Raw genomic sequence first — 17,910 nt, forward strand, 5'->3', positions numbered from 1 at the left:
TGAACACGAGCCTTGATACGCATTCGAAGAGGGGTACGACTGCCGGCCGTCGTGCTGCTCGCCACGACCCTCGCCGGCACGGCCGCGTGCTCCGGATCGCCCGAGACACGCCAGGCCGCCGAGACCGTCTCGACGGTCGCACCGAGTTCGGTGGTCGCCCCGTCGGGCGGCCCGAAGAACCCCACCGCGCCACCGGTCGTCCCGCCCGCGGCCGCGGGCGACACGCCCGAGTCGGGCGCGTACGGGACCGAGTTGCTGACGCATCTGCGCACGACCCCGCACGGGGCCCACGTCACGAAGGTGCGCGTGGCGACCTCTTACAAGGTCTACAAGGTCACGCTCGAAACCGACCTGGTCCGCGGCAACGGTTCCGACGTGCAGGCCGAGGCGATCGTGCGGGACCTCTCGGGCAAGCTGCTCACCGCGACCGCGCAATGGGCCGAGGACCATCCGGCGCTCTGGGTCGGCGGGATCGAGATCCTGGACTCGGACCGCGACGCGATCGACTTCCGGCTCGGCGCCGAGCGCGACGACCGCAGGCCGGCCGCGGACGACTACGGGGCCACGCTGCTCGCGGCGCTGCACACCACGGCGCAGGGGCCGCACGTCGGACAGGTCCGGTTCACGCTGGACCACAAGGGCCGGTACGAGGTCGCGGTCAACACCGATCTGTCCTCGCACCTGCCGGGGGACTACTCGACGGAATCGGCGCAGACGTTCAACACCGCGGACCGGATCGTGCTCGCGGCGCAGAACTGGATCCGCGACCACCCGGGCTTCGACGTGGCCGCGCTGCGCGTGTACGACGTCGAGCGTGGACTGATCACGATCAAGGTCGTCGGCTGACCGTCCGGCACGCGGGCCGGGCCGGGACCGAGGACGGCCCGGCCCGGCCCCCGTGCCGGGATCCGTCCGGTCTGCGGCATGATCGGGTGGAATTCGCGGTGATCTGCGGGGATCCCGTCCGGATCCGATCGCGATCGGATCGCGGAAACCGAAGCGCAGACAGGGGAGGAAGCGCCACGATGGCTCGTATGCGCCAGAGCACCGTTCCGTGGTGGCGTTGGCGGGCCCACGTCCGTTCCGCGCTGCACATGTTCGGCGACCCGACGTTCCAGCGTGAGTGCTGGCTGCCCGGCCGCCCGGAGTACGGCACGATCACCGACGCCGTCTACCGCCTCGTCGGCGACTCGTGGCTGGACCGCTGGTCCGCGCGCACCTACATCGGCTGCCTGTTCGTCGACGACGACGAGGCCGCCGCGGTGGACGCCGCCGTGGTCGAGATCCTCGCCGTGCTGCACGAGATCGGCGAGGACGCGCCCGCGCCCGCCTACCTCACGCACGCGCGCTGGCCGCAGGTCGTCGGTGCCTCGCGGGCCGCGCACGTCGCGCTCGCGAAGACCGACGAGGACGATCCGGACGCCTCCCCGGATTCGCTCGACGTCCTGCGGATCCGTACCGGCGGGCGCTGAGCCCGCGCGCGACGTGGGATCCTGTACGACCGGCGGTTTCTCCCGGAGTCCCCGAACAGGCCCGGACGCCGCGTAGGCACGGAAGTCCCGTAGGCCCGGATGTCATGTAGGAAAGGCGCGTCCATGACCGAGCAGACCAAGCCCCTCGGCGGCACCGGCGACGCGTCCACCGGCGGCGGACAGTACGTGCTGACGCTCTCCTGCCCGGACAAGCGCGGCATCGTGCACGCGGTCGCCAGCTTCCTGATGATGACCGGCTGCAACATCGTCGACAGCCAGCAGTTCGGCGACCGCGACACCGGGCTGTTCTTCATGCGCGTGCACTTCACCGCCGAACAGGGCGTCGAGCTGGACGCGCTGCGGGCCGGCTTCACCGCGGTCGGCGCGTCGTTCCACATGGACTGGCAGATCCACGACGGGGACGCGCGGATGCGGGTGTTCGTGATGGTCAGCAAGTTCGGCCACTGCCTCAACGACCTGCTGTTCCGCAGCAGCATCGGCGCGCTGCCGATCGAGATCGTCGGCGTGGTGTCCAACCACCGCGACTTCGAGGAGCTGTCCCGCTCGTACGCGGTGCCGTTCCACCACATCCCGGTCACCCGCGAGACCAAGCCCGAGGCCGAGGCGCGGCTGCTCGCGCTGGTGCGCGAGAACGAGGTCGAGCTGGTGGTGCTCGCGCGCTACATGCAGGTCCTGTCGAACGACCTGTGCAAGCAGCTCGAGGGGCGCGCGATCAACATCCACCACTCGTTCCTGCCGAGCTTCAAGGGCGCGAAGCCCTACCACCAGGCGCACGCGCGGGGCGTGAAGCTGATCGGCGCGACCGCCCACTACGTCACCGGCGACCTGGACGAGGGCCCGATCATCGAGCAGGAGGTCGAGCGCGTGGACCACGCGGTCACCCCCGCGGGACTGGTCGCGGTCGGTCGGGACGTCGAGTGCCAGGCGCTCTCGCGCGCGGTGAAGTGGCACTCCGAGCGGCGCGTGCTGCTCAACGGGACGCGCACGGTCGTCTTTACCTGAGCGTGCCGGGTCTCATCTGACGCACATGACGAGGGCCGCGGAACCCACCAGGGCCGCGGCCCCGCCGGCGATCCACCCGATCCGCGCGGGCCGCGGGAACTCGGTGCGCTCCAGGGGTCCGTCGCCGTCGAAGTCGCGCACGACGGGCGGTACGCGCACCCGACGTCGATCACGCCCGAACACGACACAGGCGACGGCGGTGATCCACGCGCATACCCCGACGACGAACATGCCTTGGGAATGTACGCCCGACCCGGTTGGCTGTCACAGCGGCGCGCGGTGTGTACCGGGGGCGCGCACGAGGGCTCGCCCACTCCTTCCCGAAAACCCTTTGCGGCGTCGGGCGTTGCCGTGGCTTGATGGAGGCCGAACCACGACGGGGCCTTCCGTGTGCCCTGTCCCCGTAGGGAGAGGAGCGAGCCGGTGCGGTTCCGTGACAACAGCCGACGCCCCGTCAGGAGCGCTGCGGCCCGCCGCGTGTAACCCCTGCTTCGCTTCTCTCCGCGGGTCCCGCAGTCGCCAAACCCTGCGGTCCCCGCCACCGGCTGCCCTGTGCCGCACCCGGGCTCACTATCCGGCGTGCGCCGGGGCAGCCACCCAAGTCTTCGAGCCTTCGCGCTCAGTTTCAGCCGTACCCACTCAGGAGAGTGACTCAGTCATGTCGTACACCGAGGTCCCGGGCGCCCGGGTGCCGATCCGCATGTGGACCGACCCCGCCGCGGTCGAGGGCCAGGCCATGCAGCAGCTCCGCAACATCACCACCCTTCCGTGGCTGCACGGCCTCGCCGTGATGCCCGACGTCCACTTCGGCCGCGGCGCCACCGTCGGCTCGGTCATCGCCATGCGCGACGCGGTCTGCCCGGCGGCGGTGGGGGTGGACATCGGGTGTGGGATGAGCGCGGTCAAGACCTCGCTCACCGCGGCCGACCTGCCCGACGACCTGTCCCGGGTGCGGTCGAAGATCGAGCAGGCCATCCCGGTCGGCATGGGCATGCACGGCGAGGCGGTCGACCCGAGCAAGCTGTACGGCCTCTCGACGGCGGGCTGGGCCGAGTTCTGGGCGCGCTTCGACGATGTCGCGGACGCGGTGAAGTTCCGCCGGGAGCGGGCCACGAAGCAGATGGGTTCGCTTGGATCCGGGAATCACTTTGTCGAACTTTGTGTAGATATGTCCGGTTCGGTATGGCTCATGCTGCACTCGGGCTCGCGCAACATCGGCAAGGAACTCGCGGATCACCACATGTCGGTGGCTCGTTCGCTGCCGCACAACCAGGGCATCGTCGACCACGACCTCGCGGTGTTCATCAGCGACACCCCGCAGATGGACGCCTACCGGTCCGACCTGTACTGGGCCCAGGAGTACGCGGCGAGGAACCGCGCGATCATGATGGCGCTGTTCCAGGAGGTGATCCGGCGCGAGTTCCGCAAGGCGCGGGTGAGCTTCGAGGAGCCGATCAGCTGCCACCACAACTACGTCTCGGAGGAGACGTACGACGGTGTGGATCTGCTCGTGACCCGCAAGGGCGCGATCCGGGCGGGCGTCGGTGAGCTCGGCATCATCCCCGGCTCGATGGGGACGCGTTCGTACATCGTCCGCGGACTCGGCAACGTGGACGCGTTCAACTCGGCCTCGCACGGCGCCGGTCGCAAGATGAGCCGCAACGCGGCAAAGAAGCGCTTCACGGTCGAGGACCTCGCCAAGCAGACCGAGGGCGTCGAGTGCCGCAAGGACTCGGGCGTCGTCGACGAGATCCCCGGCGCGTACAAGAAGATCGAGCAGGTCATGCGCCAGCAGCAGGACCTCGTGGAGGTCGTCGCCGAACTGCGTCAGGTCGTCTGCGTGAAGGGCTGACGACGCTTCCGGGGCGCGAGTGCGGAGGGTCCGAGCGATCGGGCTCTGCGCACTCGCAATGCCCTGAAGATGAGCAATGCCACAATTGGTAGTACCGTTGATCCATGAGTGAGGCACGCAGCGGACCCCGCGGTGGGGTGAGCAAGAAGTACAGCGTTTCGCTTCCCGAGGCGTTGGCCGAGGAGGTGCGGGAGCGCATCGGCCCCGGTGCCTTCAGCAGCTACGTGGCGACGGCCATACAGCGCCAGTTGGAGAACGACAAGCTCGGCGAGTTCGTCGACGCGTACATCGAGGAGCACGGGCCGCTTCCCCAGGAATTCCTGGACGAGGCCGCGGAGGCGTTCCGCGACGCCGATCGGTTGAACGAGGCGCACCAAGGCGAGCAGTGGCACGCGAACCGCAGCGCCTGACGGGCGGGTGTCTCGTCCTCGACAGCGCGGGCCTGTCCCTCGCCGTCGAGCGGGACAAGCGGGTGATGTCCTATCTCGGCTACGCCCGGGAACACCGGATCCAGGTGATCGTCAGCGTGATCACGCTGGTGGAGGTACAACACTCCCGACTGAGCGCGTCCGCCCTCTCATATGCCCTGTCCCTGCTGACCCTCGAACCGGTGACGGAGCGCGTGGCGCGGGACGCCTCGGATCTGTTGCGGGCCGTCGGACTGCACGGCCACAAGTACGCCATCGACGCCTTGGTCGCTGCGACGGCGCTTGCTCGGTCCGGGGCGCTGACCATGCTGACCAGCGATGTGGACGACATGCAGCGGCTGTGTGGCAAGCGTGTGCGTCTGGTGCATGTCTGAGCCGAGCGCGTCGGTCGAGCCGTGGAACGTCGAAGTCCCGCCCGGATCCGGGCGGGACTTCGACGTTCCGGGGTGTGGTCAGCGGTTGCGGGTGGCTCGGCCGTGCAGGATCGCGGCTCGGGTGAGGGCGGCCAGGGCCGCCGTACCGGCCAGGGTGCGGGTGATGTTCCAGGCGTTCCAGGTGTTCTCGACGGATTCGCGCAGGGCGGCGGGGTCGGCGATCTTCGCGGGGTCGCCGGCGTCGGCCAGCTTGTTGTTGAGCGGGATGTTGCCGCCGATGGTGACGAGCATGCCGAGGACGGAGAGGGCCACGCCGGCGATGATCCAGCGGGTCGCGTCCTTGTGGCCGAGCTTGCGGTGTTGATGTATGGAGATCGCGCCGAGGATCGGGGCTCCGAAGAAGCTCGCGAAGAAGAACGGGTTCTCGATCTTTTCGTTGACCTGCTGCAGGACGTCGACGAAGGTGCGGTCGTCGACCTGCGCCAGGCCGGGCATGATCGCGACGGCGAAGCAGTAGTAGACGCCGGCCACCAGGCCGGTGGTGACAAGGGTGGCGCCCAGCAGGATGCCGGGGACGCGGGACGATCCGGTGGTGCTCGGAGTGGCGGATGGGTGGGTCATGCCGGGATCCCCGTTTTCGAGTGGCTCGGGTGTTATTTGGTGAGGGCGAGCACGAGGCAGGCCGCGGCCGCGATCCCGGAGAGGGCGCGGAGGTGGTTCATCCGCGTCCACTCGGCGAGGTACGTGGCCCAGAGCCGTTCCTCCGCCTGGGAGTTCGGCTGGACGGCCTCGAGCGCGTTGTTGCGGGGAACGTGGTACCCGGCGGTGATCACGATCGTTCCGACGAGGTAGACCAGTGCGCCGGCGAGCAGGTAGACGGCGTACGCCTCGCTCCACGAGACGATCGCCACGATCCCGACTCCCAGGCAGAGCAGGGCGGTTCCGAACAGGCCGGCCATGAAGGGGGCGGTCACGGCCGTGATGTTGATCGATCGCATGGCCGCGGCCCCCTGAGCCGAAGGCAGCCGGCCGAGGCCTGCCATGACGAACGAGGAGAAGCCGAAGAAGACTCCGCCCATGGTGGCGCAGCCGATGGCCGCTACGAGGGTCAGGACGAACAGGGGGCCGCTCATGGTCACACCTTCCAGACGCCGCGTGCTGCGGCGTCACGTGCGTAGTCGGAGAAGTCGCGGGGGGCCCGACCGAGCGCGCGCTGCACACCGTCGGTGACGTGCGCGTTGCGTCCGTCGAGCACCTCGCCGAACAGGAAGCTCAGGAGGTCGATGACCTCCTGCGGCACCTGGTGTTCGGTGAGGACGGCTGAGTATGCCGCCAACGGCACCTGGACGAAAGTGATCTCGCGGCCGGCGGCCCTGGCTATCTCGGCCACCGCGTCGGCGAAGGACAGCAATCGCGGCCCGGTCACCTCGTAGAGCTGACCCTGGTGGCCGTCCTCGGTCAGCGCGGCCACCGCGACGTCGGCGATGTCGTCCACGTCGATGAAGGGTTCGCCCACGTCGCCGACCGGCAGGGCCATCTCGCCGTCGAGGATCGGGCCGAGGAACTCGCCCTCGTCGAAGTTCTGGGCGAAGAAGCTCGCCCTGACGATCGTCCAATAGGTGCCTGCGGCACGCACCCGGGCCTCGGCGTCCTGTGCCTCGGGCTCGCCGCGCCCGGACAGCAGGACCAGGTGCCGCACACCGCTGTCCGCCGCCAGGTCGGCGAAGGCGCCGACCGTGTCCGCGCCGCCGGGGGCGGCGATGTCGGGCTGGAAGGAGATGTACACGCTGTCCACGCCGCGCAGGGCGGGCGCCCAGGTCGTGCGGTCGGTCCAGTCGAACGGGATGGCCGCGGAGCGCGAGCCGATCCGAACCGAACGGCCCAGCGCGGTAAGCCTTTCGGCCACCCGGCGGCCGGTCTTGCCGGTCCCGCCGAGCACGAGCGTCGTGCCGTCGGAGTGGTCGGTGGTGCCGGTGGGGTTCTGCTCGCTCGTCGTCATGCCCATATTCAAGTCGAGCGGAGTGAGACTGAACATCGCTGAGGCGCGCAATTACATGTTTGATCGTCTACGGTTTCGGGATGGACGCTCTCGCGAGTCTGCTCAACGGCCCCCGAGCACAGGGGGCCTTCCTGCTTCGCTCGATGCTGAGTCCGCCGTGGTCGATGCGCATCCACGACGAGGCCCCGCTGACCCTGGTGGCGATCGTGCGCGGTCACGCGTGGATCAACCTCGATCGCGGCGACGCGAAGCGGTTGGAGGCGGGGGACGTGGCGATCGTCAGCGGCCCCGACCACTACCGGATCTGCGACGATCCGACGTCGCTGCCGCAGATCATCATTCATCCGGGACAGCGCTGTACGACGCCGGACGGACAGGACCTGGCGAAGGCCATGGCCCTGGGGGTGCGGACGTGGGGCAACAGCGCGGACGCCGAGACGATCATGCTGACCGGCACCTATCAGCTGGCCGGCGAGGTCAGCCGCCCGCTCCTGGAGGCGCTGCCCAGGCTCCTGGTGGTCCGGCCGGACGAGCGGGACTGCCCGGTGATCCCGCTCCTGGCCTCCGAGATCGTCAAGGACGAGCCGGGCCAGGAGGCGGTCCTGGACCGGGTGTTGGACCTGCTCCTGATCGCGGTGCTGCGCACGTGGTTCGCGGAATCGGGGCGGGACGCCCCCGGCTGGTACCAGGGCTATCGGGATCCGATGGTCGGCCAGGCCCTGTGCCTGATCTACAACAACCCCGAACAGCCGTGGACCGTCGGTTCGTTGGCCTCCGCCGTCGGAGTCTCGCGGGCCTCCCTCGCGCGCCGGTTCGCCGACCTGATCGGCGAGCCGCCGATGGCCTTCCTCACCTCCTGGCGTCTGGCGCTCGCCGCCGACCTGCTGTGCGAGCCGGGGGCCTCGGTGGGCGGGGTGGCCGAAAAGGTGGGATACGGCGACGCGTTCGCGTTCAGCACGGCCTTCAAGCGGGTGCGCGGGATCAGCCCGCGCGAGCACCGCACGCGCGCGTTGCGGCGCGAGCGGGTCGGCGTCGACGGGTCGCTGCACCAGATGGCGGCGAGGTGAACCGACGCGGTGCGCGCCGGGCCGCGTGTGTCGCGCTGCGCGCGCCGCGCACCGGCGGGGTCGGTCCGGGCCGACCCCGCGCGACCCGCGACGGCCCCGCCGCCCGGCCTCAGCGCGCCTCGAAGCGCATCCGGAACAGCGCCCCGCCGCCCGGCGCGGCCTCGGCGGTCAGCGCGGCGCCGTGCGCCTTGGCGATCTGCCGGGCCATCGCCAGGCCCAGACCCGAACCGGGCAGCGCGCGCGCCGCGGACGCGCGGTAGAAGCGGTCGAAGACGTACGGCAGGTCCTCGGGGGCGATGCCGGGGCCGTGGTCGCGCACGGTCAGTTCGAGGTCGGCGGCCAGCATCACCTCGACCGGGGCGCCGGGCGGGCTGAACTTGGCGGCGTTGTCCAGCAGGTTCGACACGAGCCGGGCCAGCCGAGCCGGCACGCCCGGGATCGTGCGGCCGTCCGCGAGGTCGACGAACGCGAAGGTCGCGGTCGGCCAATGGCCGCGTGCCGCCCCGACGCAGTGTTCGACGAGCGCGCCCAGCGGGACCTGCTCGACCAGCGGCAGCGGCTCCTCGTCCCGGGCGAGCTCGATCAGGTCGTTGACCATGCCGGTCACCTCGCGCAGTTGGCGTTGCAGCCCCGCGGTGGCGCGTTCGCGCTGACTGTCGGTCAGGCGGTCGGCCCTGGCCAGGAGTTCGGCGTTGGTGCGGAGCGCGGTCAGGGGAGTGCGGAGTTCGTGCGAGGCGTCCGCGACGAGTCGGCGCTGGGCCGCTACCGACTGCTCCAACTCGCCGAGCATGGTGTTGAAGCTCTCGGCCAGGCTGGTGAGTTCGTCCTCGCGGTGACCCGGCGGCAGTTCGATCCGCAGGCTCGCGTCGCGGGTCGCGGCGATCCGTTTCGCGGTCGCGGTCAGTCGGGCGACCGGCGCGAGGCCGGTCCGGGCCACCGCGTAGCCGAGCCCGGCCGCGAGCAGCACGCCGGTCGCGGCCACGGCCGCCATCAGCTCGCCGGCCTGCCGCACGCCCTGGTCCACGGTGTCCGAGCGCAGCGCGACCTGGACGGCCTTGCCGGGGCCGGCGTAGGTGGTCAGCATCCTGGCCTGCCGGCCGCCGACGGTGATCTTCGTGTAGAACGCGCGGCGCTCGCCGGCCGCGACCTCGCGGGTGGCCCGGTTGATCGGCAGCACGTACGGCGCGGCGGGGTCGGCGGCCGGGTCGGCGGGCACGATCTGGGTGCAGGGCGGGGCCGCGAGGTAGGCGCACTCGCCGTGCAGGACCTGCGGCGGTTCGGTCCGGTTCTGCTGCCGGACGAGGGTGGCCTGCTGGGTGAGGTTGAGGTCGAGCTGGTGTACGAGTTCGTAGCGGATGATCGTGTAGGCCGCCGCGCAGACGCCCAGCACGACCAGGGCCACCGCGGCGGTGCACGCGAGCGCCAGGCGGGTGCGCAGCGGCCGGCGCCGGCGCCACCGCGCGTGCGCCCTCATCCGCGGTCCGGGTCGCGGTCGAGGCGGTAGCCGACACCGTGCACGGTGTGCACCAGGCGCGGTTCGCCGCCCGCGTCGAGCTTGCGGCGCAGGTAGCCGATGTACACCGCGAGCGAGTTGGAGTCGGGGCCGAAGTCGGCGCCCCACACCCGGTCCATGATCACTTCGCGCGGGAGCACCTGTCCGGGGTGCAGCAGCAGGAGTTCGAGCAGCGCGAACTCGGTGCGCGAGAACTCCAGCGGCCGACCGGCCCGATCGCCGGTGCGGGTGAGCGGATCGACGGTGAGGTCGCCGTACGTGTAGGCGCGGTCCTCGGCCGGGGCGGGGGCCGCGCGCCGCAGCAGCGCGCGCAGCCGGGCGGTCAGCTCGTCGAGCGCGAACGGTTTGACCAGGTAGTCGTCGGCGCCCGCGTCCAGGCCGTCCACCCGATCGCTGACCGAGTCGCGCGCGGTCAGCACCAGGATCGGCGTGCGGTCGCCGAGCGCGCGCAGCCGGCGGCACACGGCGAGGCCGTCGAGCACCGGCATCAGGATGTCGAGCACGATCGCGTCGGGCTGCCAGCCGGCCACCTCGCTCAGCGCCGCCGGTCCGTCGGCGGCGCCGCGCACGCGGTAGCCCTCGACGGCGAGGCCGTCCTCGACGGCGGCGCGCACCTCCGGGTCGTCGTCCACGACCAGCACCTTCAGCCCGTTGCCCATGGGGCCAAGGTTCTCAAAAGCGACGCTTAGAACTCTCTTATCCCGCCCCGTGAGGCTTCGGTGTCATGCGGACACCACACGGGGAACCCGAGGTTCAATCGGCCGACACACGCCGGGACGGCCCGCTTTCGGTGCTGATCGGCGCCGGTGGCACCGGCGGACACATCTACCCGGGCCTGGCGCTCGCCGACGCGTTGCGCCGGGCCGATCCGCGAGCGGTGATCGCGTTCGTGGGCACCGACCGCGGTCTGGAGACCCGGCTGATCCCGGCGGCGGGATACCGGCTGCACACCGTCGACATGATCCCGTTCGACGCGGCGTTGGGCCTGCGGCGCTATCTGCTGCCGGCCGCGCTGCTGCGGTCGGGTCTGCGATGCCGGGAGATCCTGCGGGCGCAGGGCGCGCAGATCGCGGTCGGCATGGGCGGCTATCCCAGTGCCCCGGCGATCGTCGGCGCCCGGCTCGCCGGGTTGCCGAGCGTCGTGCACGAGTCGAACGCGGTACCGGGTCGGGCGAACCGGTTCGCGGTCAGGCTGACCCCGAACGTCGCGCTCGCCTTCGATCGCACCCGCGCCCACCTGCCGGCGGGCATCACCGCCGAGACGGTCGGGATGCCGCTGGTGGGCGAGGTGGCCGAGCTGGACCGGACCGCTCTGCGGGACCGGGCGCGGGCCCGGTTCGGCGTGCCGCGCGGGGCCCGGCTGGTGCTGTTCAACGGCGGCAGCCTGGGCGCGACCCGGCTGACCGAGGCGGCGGTGGCGTTGGCCGAGCGCTGGCGGGACCGGATCGACGTCCGGCTCCTGGTCAAGACCGGCCCGGCCGCGTTCGACGAGGTCCGGTCCCGGCTCGCGGGCATCCGGGTCGCCGAGGCGGTCGCCTACCTGGACCGGATGGACCTCGCGTACGCCGCCGCCGACCTGGTGGTCTGCCGGGCCGGTTCGGCGACCGTCGCGGAGCTGGCCACGGTGGGCGTCCCCGCCGTGCTCGTGCCGTACCCGCACGCGCCGCACGACCACCAGACGCACAACGCCCGGGTGCTCTCCGACGCGGGCGCGGGGCTGCTCGTGCCGGACGGCGCGTGCACCGGCGACCACCTGGCGAGCCTGCTCGAACCGCTGCTCGCCGACCCGTCGCGGCTCGCCGCGATGGCCCGCGCGGGCGAACCGGGCACGCACGCCCGGGCGGCGGACCTGCTCGCCGCGAAGGTGCTCCGCACCATCGGCCGGATCCCCCGGCCGGCGGTCGAACCCACTCACGAATCCCGGAGGATCGCATGAACGACTGGACCGGACGCACCGTCCTCGTCACCGGCGCGGAGGGCTTCATCGGCAGCACGCTGGTCGATCTGCTGATCGAGCGCGGCGCGCGGGTGCGGGCCCTGGTGCACTACAAGCCGTACGCCGAACGCGGCTACCTCGCCGACCACCTGGCCGCCGGCCGGGTCGAGATGCTCGCGGGCGACGTCCGGGACGCGCACCGCGTGCTGGACGCGGTCGAGGGCTGCGACACGGTGTTCCACCTGGCCGCGCTGATCGGGATCCCGTACAGCTACCAGGCGCCCGAGGCGTACGTGCAGACCAATGTGGTCGGCACGCAGAACATCGCCGCGGCGTGCGTGCGCCACGGCGCGCGGCTCGTGCACACCTCGACCAGCGAGGTGTACGGGACCGCGATCACCGTGCCGATCAGTGAGCGGCACCCGCTTCAGCCGCAATCGCCGTACTCCGCCTCGAAGATCGGCGCGGACATGATGGCGCTGTCCTACCGGCACGCGTTCGAGCTGCCGGTGTCGGTGGTGCGGCCGTTCAACACCTACGGACCGCGCCAGTCGGCCCGCGCGGTGATCCCGACGATCCTGGCCCAGCTGCACGCGGGCAGCCGCGAGGTGCGGCTGGGCTCGCTGACCCCGACCCGGGACTTCACCTACGCGACCGACACCGCCGAGGGCTTCCTGGCGGTCGCGCTCGCGGACGCCACGCTCGGTGAGGTGATCAACCTGGGCACCGGCACCGAGGTCTCGATCGGCGCCCTCGCGCAGGCGCTGATCATCGCGTCCGGCCGGGACGCCGAGGTCGTGGTCGACCCGTCCCGGCTGCGTCCGGGCGGCAGCGAGGTGGAGCGGCTGCTCGCCGACAACACCAAGGCGCGCGAACTCGCGGGCTGGAAGCCGCGGGTCGAGCTGATCGAGGGCCTGCGCCGGACCTCGGAGTGGATCGCGGCGAACCCGCGGGCCTTCGCCGCGGACCGCTACCAGGTCTGAACCGCCCGGGTGGGCCCGATGTGGTGGGGCCGAACCGATGGGGCAACCGACGAGGCGATGCGTTCGTGGACGCGGAGGGCCGCGACGTGTACATGCTGCCGCGGGGCGAGGGGCACGCCCCAGGGTTCGAAGACGGCTAGCACGCCTCGGCGCGCGCGGCGAAGACCTCGCGGGCGACGGCGATCGCGTTCAGCGCGGCGGGGAAGCCGGCGTAGCTCACCATCTGGGTGATCGTCTCGACGACCTCCTCCTCGGTGCCGCCGACATTGAGCAGGCCGTGGATGTGCACCGCGAGCTGCGGCGCGGCCGTGCCGAGTGCGGTGCACATCGCGACCGTGGCCAACTCCCGCGACTTGAGGTCGAGTCCGGGGCGCGAGTAGACGTCGCCGAACGCGAACTCGACGATGTAGCGGCCCAGGTCGGGCGCTATGTCGCGCAGCGACGCGAGCACCGCCTCGCCGGCGTGTCCGTCGATCTCGGTCAGCGCGGCCAGGCCGCGGTGGTAGCGATCGCCGTCGGCGGGCCCGACCTGCTCCGGGGCCGCGGTCTCGGCTGCCGCAGGGTGCGTCTCGAACACCTCGCGGGCGGCGCCCATCGCGTTCAACGCCGCCGGGAACCCGGCGTACAGGCCGACGTGGATGAGCGTCTCGACGATCTCCCGCCGCGTGCACCCGACGTTGAGCGCGCCGGCCAGGTGGAAGCGCAGTTGCGGCGCGGCGTTCCCGAGCGCGGCGAGCGCCGCGACGGTGGCCAACTCCCGTTGCGGGAGCGTCAATCCGGGGCGGGAAAGGATGTCGCCGTAGCCGAACTCGACGGTGTAGCGGGCCAGATCGGGCGCGATGTCGGCGAGGCTGTCGAGCACGGCGGGCCGCTCGACGCCGGTTACCCGGCGCAGCACGGCCAAGCCGCGGCCGTAGCGGTCGTCGGAGCCGGTCGGGTCGGCGTGGGCGATGGTGGCGCTGGTGGAGTTCATGGTTCGGACTGTACGAGTTGGAGTGAACTCGAAGTCAACCGATCGAGGCACCGAGCCGGGCCGAAATCGGCTTGCCCGGCGCGGCACTAGAACAACTCCTCCTGCACCGACCCGTCCGGTGCGCGGCCGGTGTCCAGTGGCTTGACGGTGACGCCGGACGTGCGGCCCCGGTCCGGGGTCAGGTGCCAGCCGGTGAGCAGGCGCAGGTCCACGAACAGCGGGCCGGTGTCCGTGGTGATCAGCGCGTCGTGGCCCGCGACGCAGGTGAACTCGCCGTGCAGCAGGGCGTCCTGGGCGAGCGACGCGGCCTGGTCCCGGGTCGGCGGCGGCGCGTCCGTGAGGCCGTAGAAGCCGGTCAGGTCCTGGATGTCGCAGGGGGCCGGGGTCAGAGTGTCCGGCAGCAGCGGCGTCAATCGGGCGTGCGCGTCCGCGAGTTCCTGCGGTGGGCCGGCCACCCGGGGGCGCCACCAGGCCGCGGCCTTGGCCCGGTGCGGTATGCGTTCGCGGACCGTCCCGGTGGCCGAGCACTTGCGTTCGGTGCCGCGCACGGCGACCAGCGGACCGTGTGCGAGCCAGGTGAACATCGGCGCGCCCTGGTCGGCGAGTCGGGCCGCGCGGCGTTCGGTGGCGGTCAGGCCGACCTTGACCAGGCCGGGGCCGAACCACGCGAGGTAGAGCGAGAAGGGCCGCGGATCGTCCATCGCCTGATCGCGCGCGAGGGCCCGGCTCGGGTCGGCGAGCGCGCACCGCTCGCACTGCGCGCGCGGCGCGGTCTCCGGCAGCGCGGTGCTCCGGGGGCACGGCACGCGCCGGCCCGCCTTGGCCCGGATCCCCACGCAGGTGCGTGGGCCGTCGAGCCGCCAGCCGGCGATCGTGCCGGGAGTCAGCGGCTGGAGGGTCTGCTCGTCGGCCGGATCGGTCAGCACCAGGTTCGCCCGGCCGTCGCGCCAACGGATCCCGGTGGCGAGCAGGCCGGTTCGCGGCGGGGGAACGGTCATGGCAGCACGATAGCCGGGCGGCCCCGACGTCGGCCGGGCTCGATCGCCCACGGTCGCCGGCCGGGCCGATCCCGCCCCGGCCGGCAACCGCGGACCGCATGCCCTCAGGCCGACGGCGCCGCCGCGGCCGTCGTCTTGGCCCACCGGTAGTCCGGCTTGCCCGCCGGCGTCCGCGGCACCTCGGCGACCACGACCAGGTCGCGCGGAATCTTGTAGCCCGCGATCTGCCCACGCGCGTGCTCGGCCAGCTCCTCGATGGTCAGCGCGTGGCCCTCGCGCAGCGACACGACCGCCGCCACCCGCTCGCCGAAGCGCGGGTCGGGGAGGCCGACCACGACCGCGTCGTACACCGCCGCGTGCGCCTTGAGGACGCCCTCGACCTCCTCCGGGAAGACCTTCTCGCCGCCGGTGTTGATGCACACCGAGCCGCGCCCGAGCAGCGTCACGTCGCCGTCGTCCTCGATCCGCGCGAAGTCGCCGGGGACGACCCAGCGCACCCCGTCGGGGTCGACGTGGAACGTGTCCGCCGTCTTGACCGGGTCCTTGTAGTAGCCGATCGGGATGTAGCCGGTCCGCGCCAACCGGCCGCTCTCGCCCACGCCCACCGGGCGCAGGTCCTCGCCCAGGACCGCCGTCTTCGGCTTGAGCGGGAACCGGCCGCCGGCGGTCTGCGAGCTGCCCGCGCCGAACTCCGAGGCGCCGAAGCTGTCGGAGATGTACAGGCCCGGGATCAGCCGGGTCAGCTGGGCCTTGACCGACGGCGACAGCAGCGCGCCCCCGGAGCCGATCACCTTGAGCGTCCGGACGTCGTACGCGCCGCTCTCCAGCTCGTCCGCGATCGGCCGCGCCATCGCGTCGCCGACCAGCATCATCGTCACGCAGCCCTCGCGCTCGATGGTGCGCAGGATCTCCGCCGGGTCGTAGCGCAGACCGGTCCACATCACCGCCGTGCCCGCGCTGAACAGCGTGATCCAGGTGACCCACTGGCCGTTGCCGTGCATGAGCGGCGTGGTCAGCATCTGGACCAGCGGCGCGCCCTCGGCCTTTCGGGCGAGCAGCTCCGGCTTCTCGATCGGCTCGCCGCCGAAGTTCCCGCCGCCCATCGCCGAGCAGAAGATGTCGTGCGAGCGCCATTCGACACCCTTGGGGAAGCCGGTGGTGCCGCCCGTGTAGACCATGTACCGGTCGTCGGGGGAGCGCGGCCCGAAGTCGCGGGTGCCGCTCTCGGTCGCGAGCGCCGCCTCGTACTCGATCGTGTCGTCGAGCTTCTCGTCGAACTCGTCCGCGAGCACGAACACGTGCGCCAACGCGGGCGCGTCGGCGCGCACGGCCGCGACCTTCGGCAGGTAGCCGCGCTCGACGACCAGTCCCACCAGGTCGGCGTTGTCGACGATGTACCGCAGTTCGTCTTCCACGTACCGGTAGTTGATGTTGATCGGCACCATCCGCGCCTTGAACGCGCCGATCATCGCCTCCAGCCACTCGGCCCGGTTGCGCGAGTAGATGCCGATGTGGTCGCCGGGGGCGAGGCCCGCCGTCGTGAAGGCGTGCGCGACCCGATTGGCCCGGGCGTCCAGTTCCGCGTACGTCAGGCGCACGTCGCCCGCGATCAGCGCGAGGCGATCCGGACAGGCGTCCACCACGACCTCGAAGAGGTCCGCCAGATTGAAAACGCGCTGAGTCATCGTCAGTTCCCTTCGGCAGCAGGTGCGGGCGCGACGATCCCGCGCAGCCCGTCGGCGCCGAAGACCGGCTCCAGGAAGGCCCGGAAGTCCGGGCCGCGGCGCAGGTGGTGTCCGCCGTCCACGTTGATGTTCTGGCCGGTGATCCAGGTGGACTCCGGACCCACCAGGAAGGCCGCGAGCGAGGCGATGTCCTCGGTCTGTCCGACCCGGCCCAGCGGCGTGCACGCCATGTAGTCGTCGAGCACGGGGCCGCCCTGGGTGACCGCGTCGACCATGTCGGTCGCGACCAGGCCCGGCAGGATGCTGTTGACCCGTACCCCGCTCGCGCCCAGTTCGTCGGCCGCGAGCTTGACCAGGTGGTCGATGCCGGCCTTGCTCACGCCGTAGGCGCCGAACCAGCGGTGCGTGTTCGAGGACGCGATCGAGGAGATCGCCACGAACGACCCGCCGCCCGCCCCCGCCATCAGCCGGGCGGTGTGCTTGAGCACGAGCATCGTGCCGGTGACGTTCAGTTCGACCGTGTCGCGCCACTTGGCGGTGTCCATCTGGGTCAGTGGACCCATCGTGGTGTTGCCGCCGGCCGACGCGACCACCGCGCGCAGCGGCCCGAGCCCGGCGGCCTGCGCCACCGCGGCCTCGACCTGCGCCTCGTCGGTCACATCCGTCACGGCGTACGCGACCCGCACGCCGGCCGCCGCGACCCGTTCGATCTCGGTCACCGCGCCGCGCAGTCGATCGAGGCTGCGGCCGGCGATCACGACGTGCGCGCCGTCGGCCGCGAACCGCAGCGCGCAGCCGAGCCCGATCCCGCTGCCGCCGCCGGTCACCAGCGCCACCGAGTCCTTCAGCGGCAGGTCGGCACGTGTCACTTGACGTCTCCTTCGACCGGGGCGGGGGCGGGGGCGTACGCGGCGCCGTCCGCGGGCCACAGCGGCTGCGCTACCTCGAACCCGATCGGCTCGCCCCACGTGTTGCGATACGCGACCTCGTGCGCCGAGGTCCTGGGCGCGACCCCCCACTTGCCGGTCGGATACCCGAACGACACGCAGCACGCCATGTGCCAGCCCTCGCCGGCCGGTACCCCGAGCACCTCCAGGACGGCGTCCCGGTGCGAGATCCCCAGCACCGCGGTCAGCGCCGTGCCCACACCCTCGGCACGCGCGGCGAGCATCGCGCTCCACACCGCCGGGAAGATCGAGCCGCCGGTGGGGTCGTGCCGGGTGAAGCCGAACATGAACAGCGGGATCCGCTCGAAGTTGTCCGCGAGCCATTGCGACGAGCGCCGGACGCGGATGAACGACCTGCTCTCCGCGCTGTCGGGATCGGCCTCGGCGGCGGCCACGCGCGGTGCGTAGATGGTCTTCCACAGGGCGTCCATGGCGTCCCGGTACAGGGGACCGAGCCGGTCCTTGACGCCCGGGTCGTCCACCAGCAGGAAGCGCCAGCCCTGGGTGTTGCCGCCGCTGGGGGCACGCACCGCCGCGTCCAGGATGCGGGCCTGGACGTCCTGCGGGACGGGGTCCGGCTTGACCCTGCGCATCGCGCGGGTTGTGTACAGCGCCTCGTGAAGTTCCATGGAGCCCCTTCGTTTTGCTGCCGCTGCTGCC

At 71.8% G+C, this 17,910-nt stretch carries 20 protein-coding genes; 9 read left to right on the forward strand and 11 right to left on the reverse strand.

Translation table 11 applies throughout. The features are described from left to right. Positions 1-12 precede the first annotated feature (12 nt). The 3 genes from OG928_RS20015 to purU all read left to right on the forward strand — a co-directional run bounded on the left by OG928_RS20015 (position 13) and on the right by purU (position 2,495). The gene (locus OG928_RS20015) at positions 13-846 is read left to right on the forward strand and encodes a hypothetical protein (protein WP_406285651.1); all 834 of its coding nucleotides are present in this window, start codon (positions 13-15) and stop codon (positions 844-846) included. A 188-nt stretch (positions 847-1,034) separates the two neighbouring features. Beyond that, positions 1,035-1,472 carry a hypothetical protein gene (locus OG928_RS20020; protein WP_406285653.1) on the forward strand — a complete coding sequence of 146 codons (438 nt, stop codon included), beginning with the start codon at positions 1,035-1,037 and terminating at the stop codon, positions 1,470-1,472. 123 nt (positions 1,473-1,595) lie between these two features. Then, entirely contained in the window at positions 1,596-2,495 is a 900-nt protein-coding gene (purU, locus tag OG928_RS20025; protein ID WP_406285654.1) for a formyltetrahydrofolate deformylase, read from the forward strand. Between the two features lie 12 nt (positions 2,496-2,507). On the opposite strand, the gene OG928_RS20030 is transcribed toward purU, so the two are convergent. Next, positions 2,508-2,726, reverse strand: coding sequence for a hypothetical protein (locus OG928_RS20030; protein WP_406285657.1), 219 nt, complete (start codon positions 2,724-2,726; stop codon positions 2,508-2,510). 427 nt (positions 2,727-3,153) lie between these two features. Here OG928_RS20030 and OG928_RS20035 point away from each other — a divergent pair, with 427 nt between their 5' ends. The 3 genes from OG928_RS20035 to OG928_RS20045 all read left to right on the forward strand — a co-directional run bounded on the left by OG928_RS20035 (position 3,154) and on the right by OG928_RS20045 (position 5,149). Beyond that, on the forward strand, positions 3,154-4,347 hold the full coding sequence (locus OG928_RS20035; protein WP_406285658.1) for an RtcB family protein: 1,194 nt from the start codon (positions 3,154-3,156) through the stop codon (positions 4,345-4,347). Positions 4,348-4,451: 104 nt separating this feature from the next. Further along, complete coding sequence (locus OG928_RS20040; RefSeq protein ID WP_406285660.1) at positions 4,452-4,757, forward strand: hypothetical protein; 306 nt, start codon at positions 4,452-4,454, stop codon at positions 4,755-4,757. Then, complete coding sequence (locus tag OG928_RS20045; protein WP_406285662.1) at positions 4,733-5,149, forward strand: type II toxin-antitoxin system VapC family toxin; 417 nt, start codon at positions 4,733-4,735, stop codon at positions 5,147-5,149. Before OG928_RS20040 ends, OG928_RS20045 begins: the two co-directional genes overlap by 25 nt. 78 nt (positions 5,150-5,227) lie before the next feature. On the opposite strand, the gene OG928_RS20050 is transcribed toward OG928_RS20045, so the two are convergent. The 3 genes from OG928_RS20050 to OG928_RS20060 are packed head-to-tail and all read right to left on the reverse strand — an operon-like array spanning position 5,228 to position 7,148. After that, a complete protein-coding gene (locus tag OG928_RS20050) occupies positions 5,228-5,770 on the reverse strand; it encodes a DUF1772 domain-containing protein (protein ID WP_406285664.1) in 543 nt (180 codons plus the stop codon). A 32-nt stretch (positions 5,771-5,802) separates the two neighbouring features. Then, entirely contained in the window at positions 5,803-6,282 is a 480-nt protein-coding gene (locus tag OG928_RS20055) for a DUF1772 domain-containing protein (protein WP_406285666.1), read from the reverse strand. Positions 6,283-6,284: 2 nt separating this feature from the next. Then, positions 6,285-7,148, reverse strand: a complete 864-nt coding sequence (locus OG928_RS20060) for an NAD(P)H-binding protein (RefSeq protein WP_406285668.1) — start codon at positions 7,146-7,148, stop codon at positions 6,285-6,287. An 80-nt stretch (positions 7,149-7,228) separates the two neighbouring features. Here OG928_RS20060 and OG928_RS20065 point away from each other — a divergent pair, with 80 nt between their 5' ends. Then, positions 7,229-8,215 (forward strand): AraC family transcriptional regulator, encoded by a 987-nt coding sequence (locus tag OG928_RS20065; protein WP_406285670.1) that lies wholly within the window; start codon positions 7,229-7,231, stop codon positions 8,213-8,215. A 109-nt stretch (positions 8,216-8,324) separates the two neighbouring features. Here OG928_RS20065 and OG928_RS20070 read toward each other — a convergent pair whose 3' ends face one another. Then, complete coding sequence (locus OG928_RS20070; RefSeq protein ID WP_406285671.1) at positions 8,325-9,689, reverse strand: sensor histidine kinase; 1,365 nt, start codon at positions 9,687-9,689, stop codon at positions 8,325-8,327. After that, entirely contained in the window at positions 9,686-10,387 is a 702-nt protein-coding gene (locus OG928_RS20075; RefSeq protein WP_406285673.1) for a response regulator transcription factor, read from the reverse strand. The genes OG928_RS20070 and OG928_RS20075 overlap by 4 nt, the downstream gene beginning before the upstream one ends. Before the next feature lie 65 nt (positions 10,388-10,452). Between OG928_RS20075 and OG928_RS20080 the strand changes: the two genes are divergently transcribed. Together OG928_RS20080 and OG928_RS20085 are read left to right on the forward strand one after the other, a co-directional pair. After that, the gene (locus tag OG928_RS20080; protein ID WP_406285676.1) at positions 10,453-11,664 is read left to right on the forward strand and encodes a UDP-N-acetylglucosamine--N-acetylmuramyl-(pentapeptide) pyrophosphoryl-undecaprenol N-acetylglucosamine transferase; all 1,212 of its coding nucleotides are present in this window, start codon (positions 10,453-10,455) and stop codon (positions 11,662-11,664) included. Then, positions 11,661-12,647, forward strand: coding sequence for an SDR family NAD(P)-dependent oxidoreductase (locus OG928_RS20085; protein ID WP_406285678.1), 987 nt, complete (start codon positions 11,661-11,663; stop codon positions 12,645-12,647). The genes OG928_RS20080 and OG928_RS20085 overlap by 4 nt, the downstream gene beginning before the upstream one ends. Positions 12,648-12,783: 136 nt before the next feature. Here OG928_RS20085 and OG928_RS20090 read toward each other — a convergent pair whose 3' ends face one another. The 5 genes from OG928_RS20090 to OG928_RS20110 all read right to left on the reverse strand — a co-directional run bounded on the left by OG928_RS20090 (position 12,784) and on the right by OG928_RS20110 (position 17,879). Continuing rightward, entirely contained in the window at positions 12,784-13,620 is an 837-nt protein-coding gene (locus tag OG928_RS20090; protein WP_406285680.1) for a carboxymuconolactone decarboxylase family protein, read from the reverse strand. An 86-nt stretch (positions 13,621-13,706) separates the two neighbouring features. After that, on the reverse strand, positions 13,707-14,618 hold the full coding sequence (locus tag OG928_RS20095) for a DUF2797 domain-containing protein (RefSeq protein WP_406285682.1): 912 nt from the start codon (positions 14,616-14,618) through the stop codon (positions 13,707-13,709). Positions 14,619-14,722: 104 nt separating this feature from the next. Further along, complete coding sequence (locus OG928_RS20100; RefSeq protein ID WP_406285684.1) at positions 14,723-16,303, reverse strand: acyl-CoA synthetase; 1,581 nt, start codon at positions 16,301-16,303, stop codon at positions 14,723-14,725. A gap of 2 nt (positions 16,304-16,305) precedes the next feature. Then, positions 16,306-17,172 carry an SDR family oxidoreductase gene (locus OG928_RS20105; RefSeq protein WP_406285686.1) on the reverse strand — a complete coding sequence of 289 codons (867 nt, stop codon included), beginning with the start codon at positions 17,170-17,172 and terminating at the stop codon, positions 16,306-16,308. After that, positions 17,169-17,879 carry a nitroreductase family protein gene (locus OG928_RS20110; RefSeq protein ID WP_406285688.1) on the reverse strand — a complete coding sequence of 237 codons (711 nt, stop codon included), beginning with the start codon at positions 17,877-17,879 and terminating at the stop codon, positions 17,169-17,171. The genes OG928_RS20105 and OG928_RS20110 overlap by 4 nt, the downstream gene beginning before the upstream one ends. Positions 17,880-17,910: the final 31 nt, after the last annotated feature.

Origin of the sequence: Embleya sp. NBC_00896, from assembly GCF_045207785.1 — a bacterium.
Classification (GTDB): Bacteria; Actinomycetota; Actinomycetes; order Streptomycetales; family Streptomycetaceae; genus Embleya.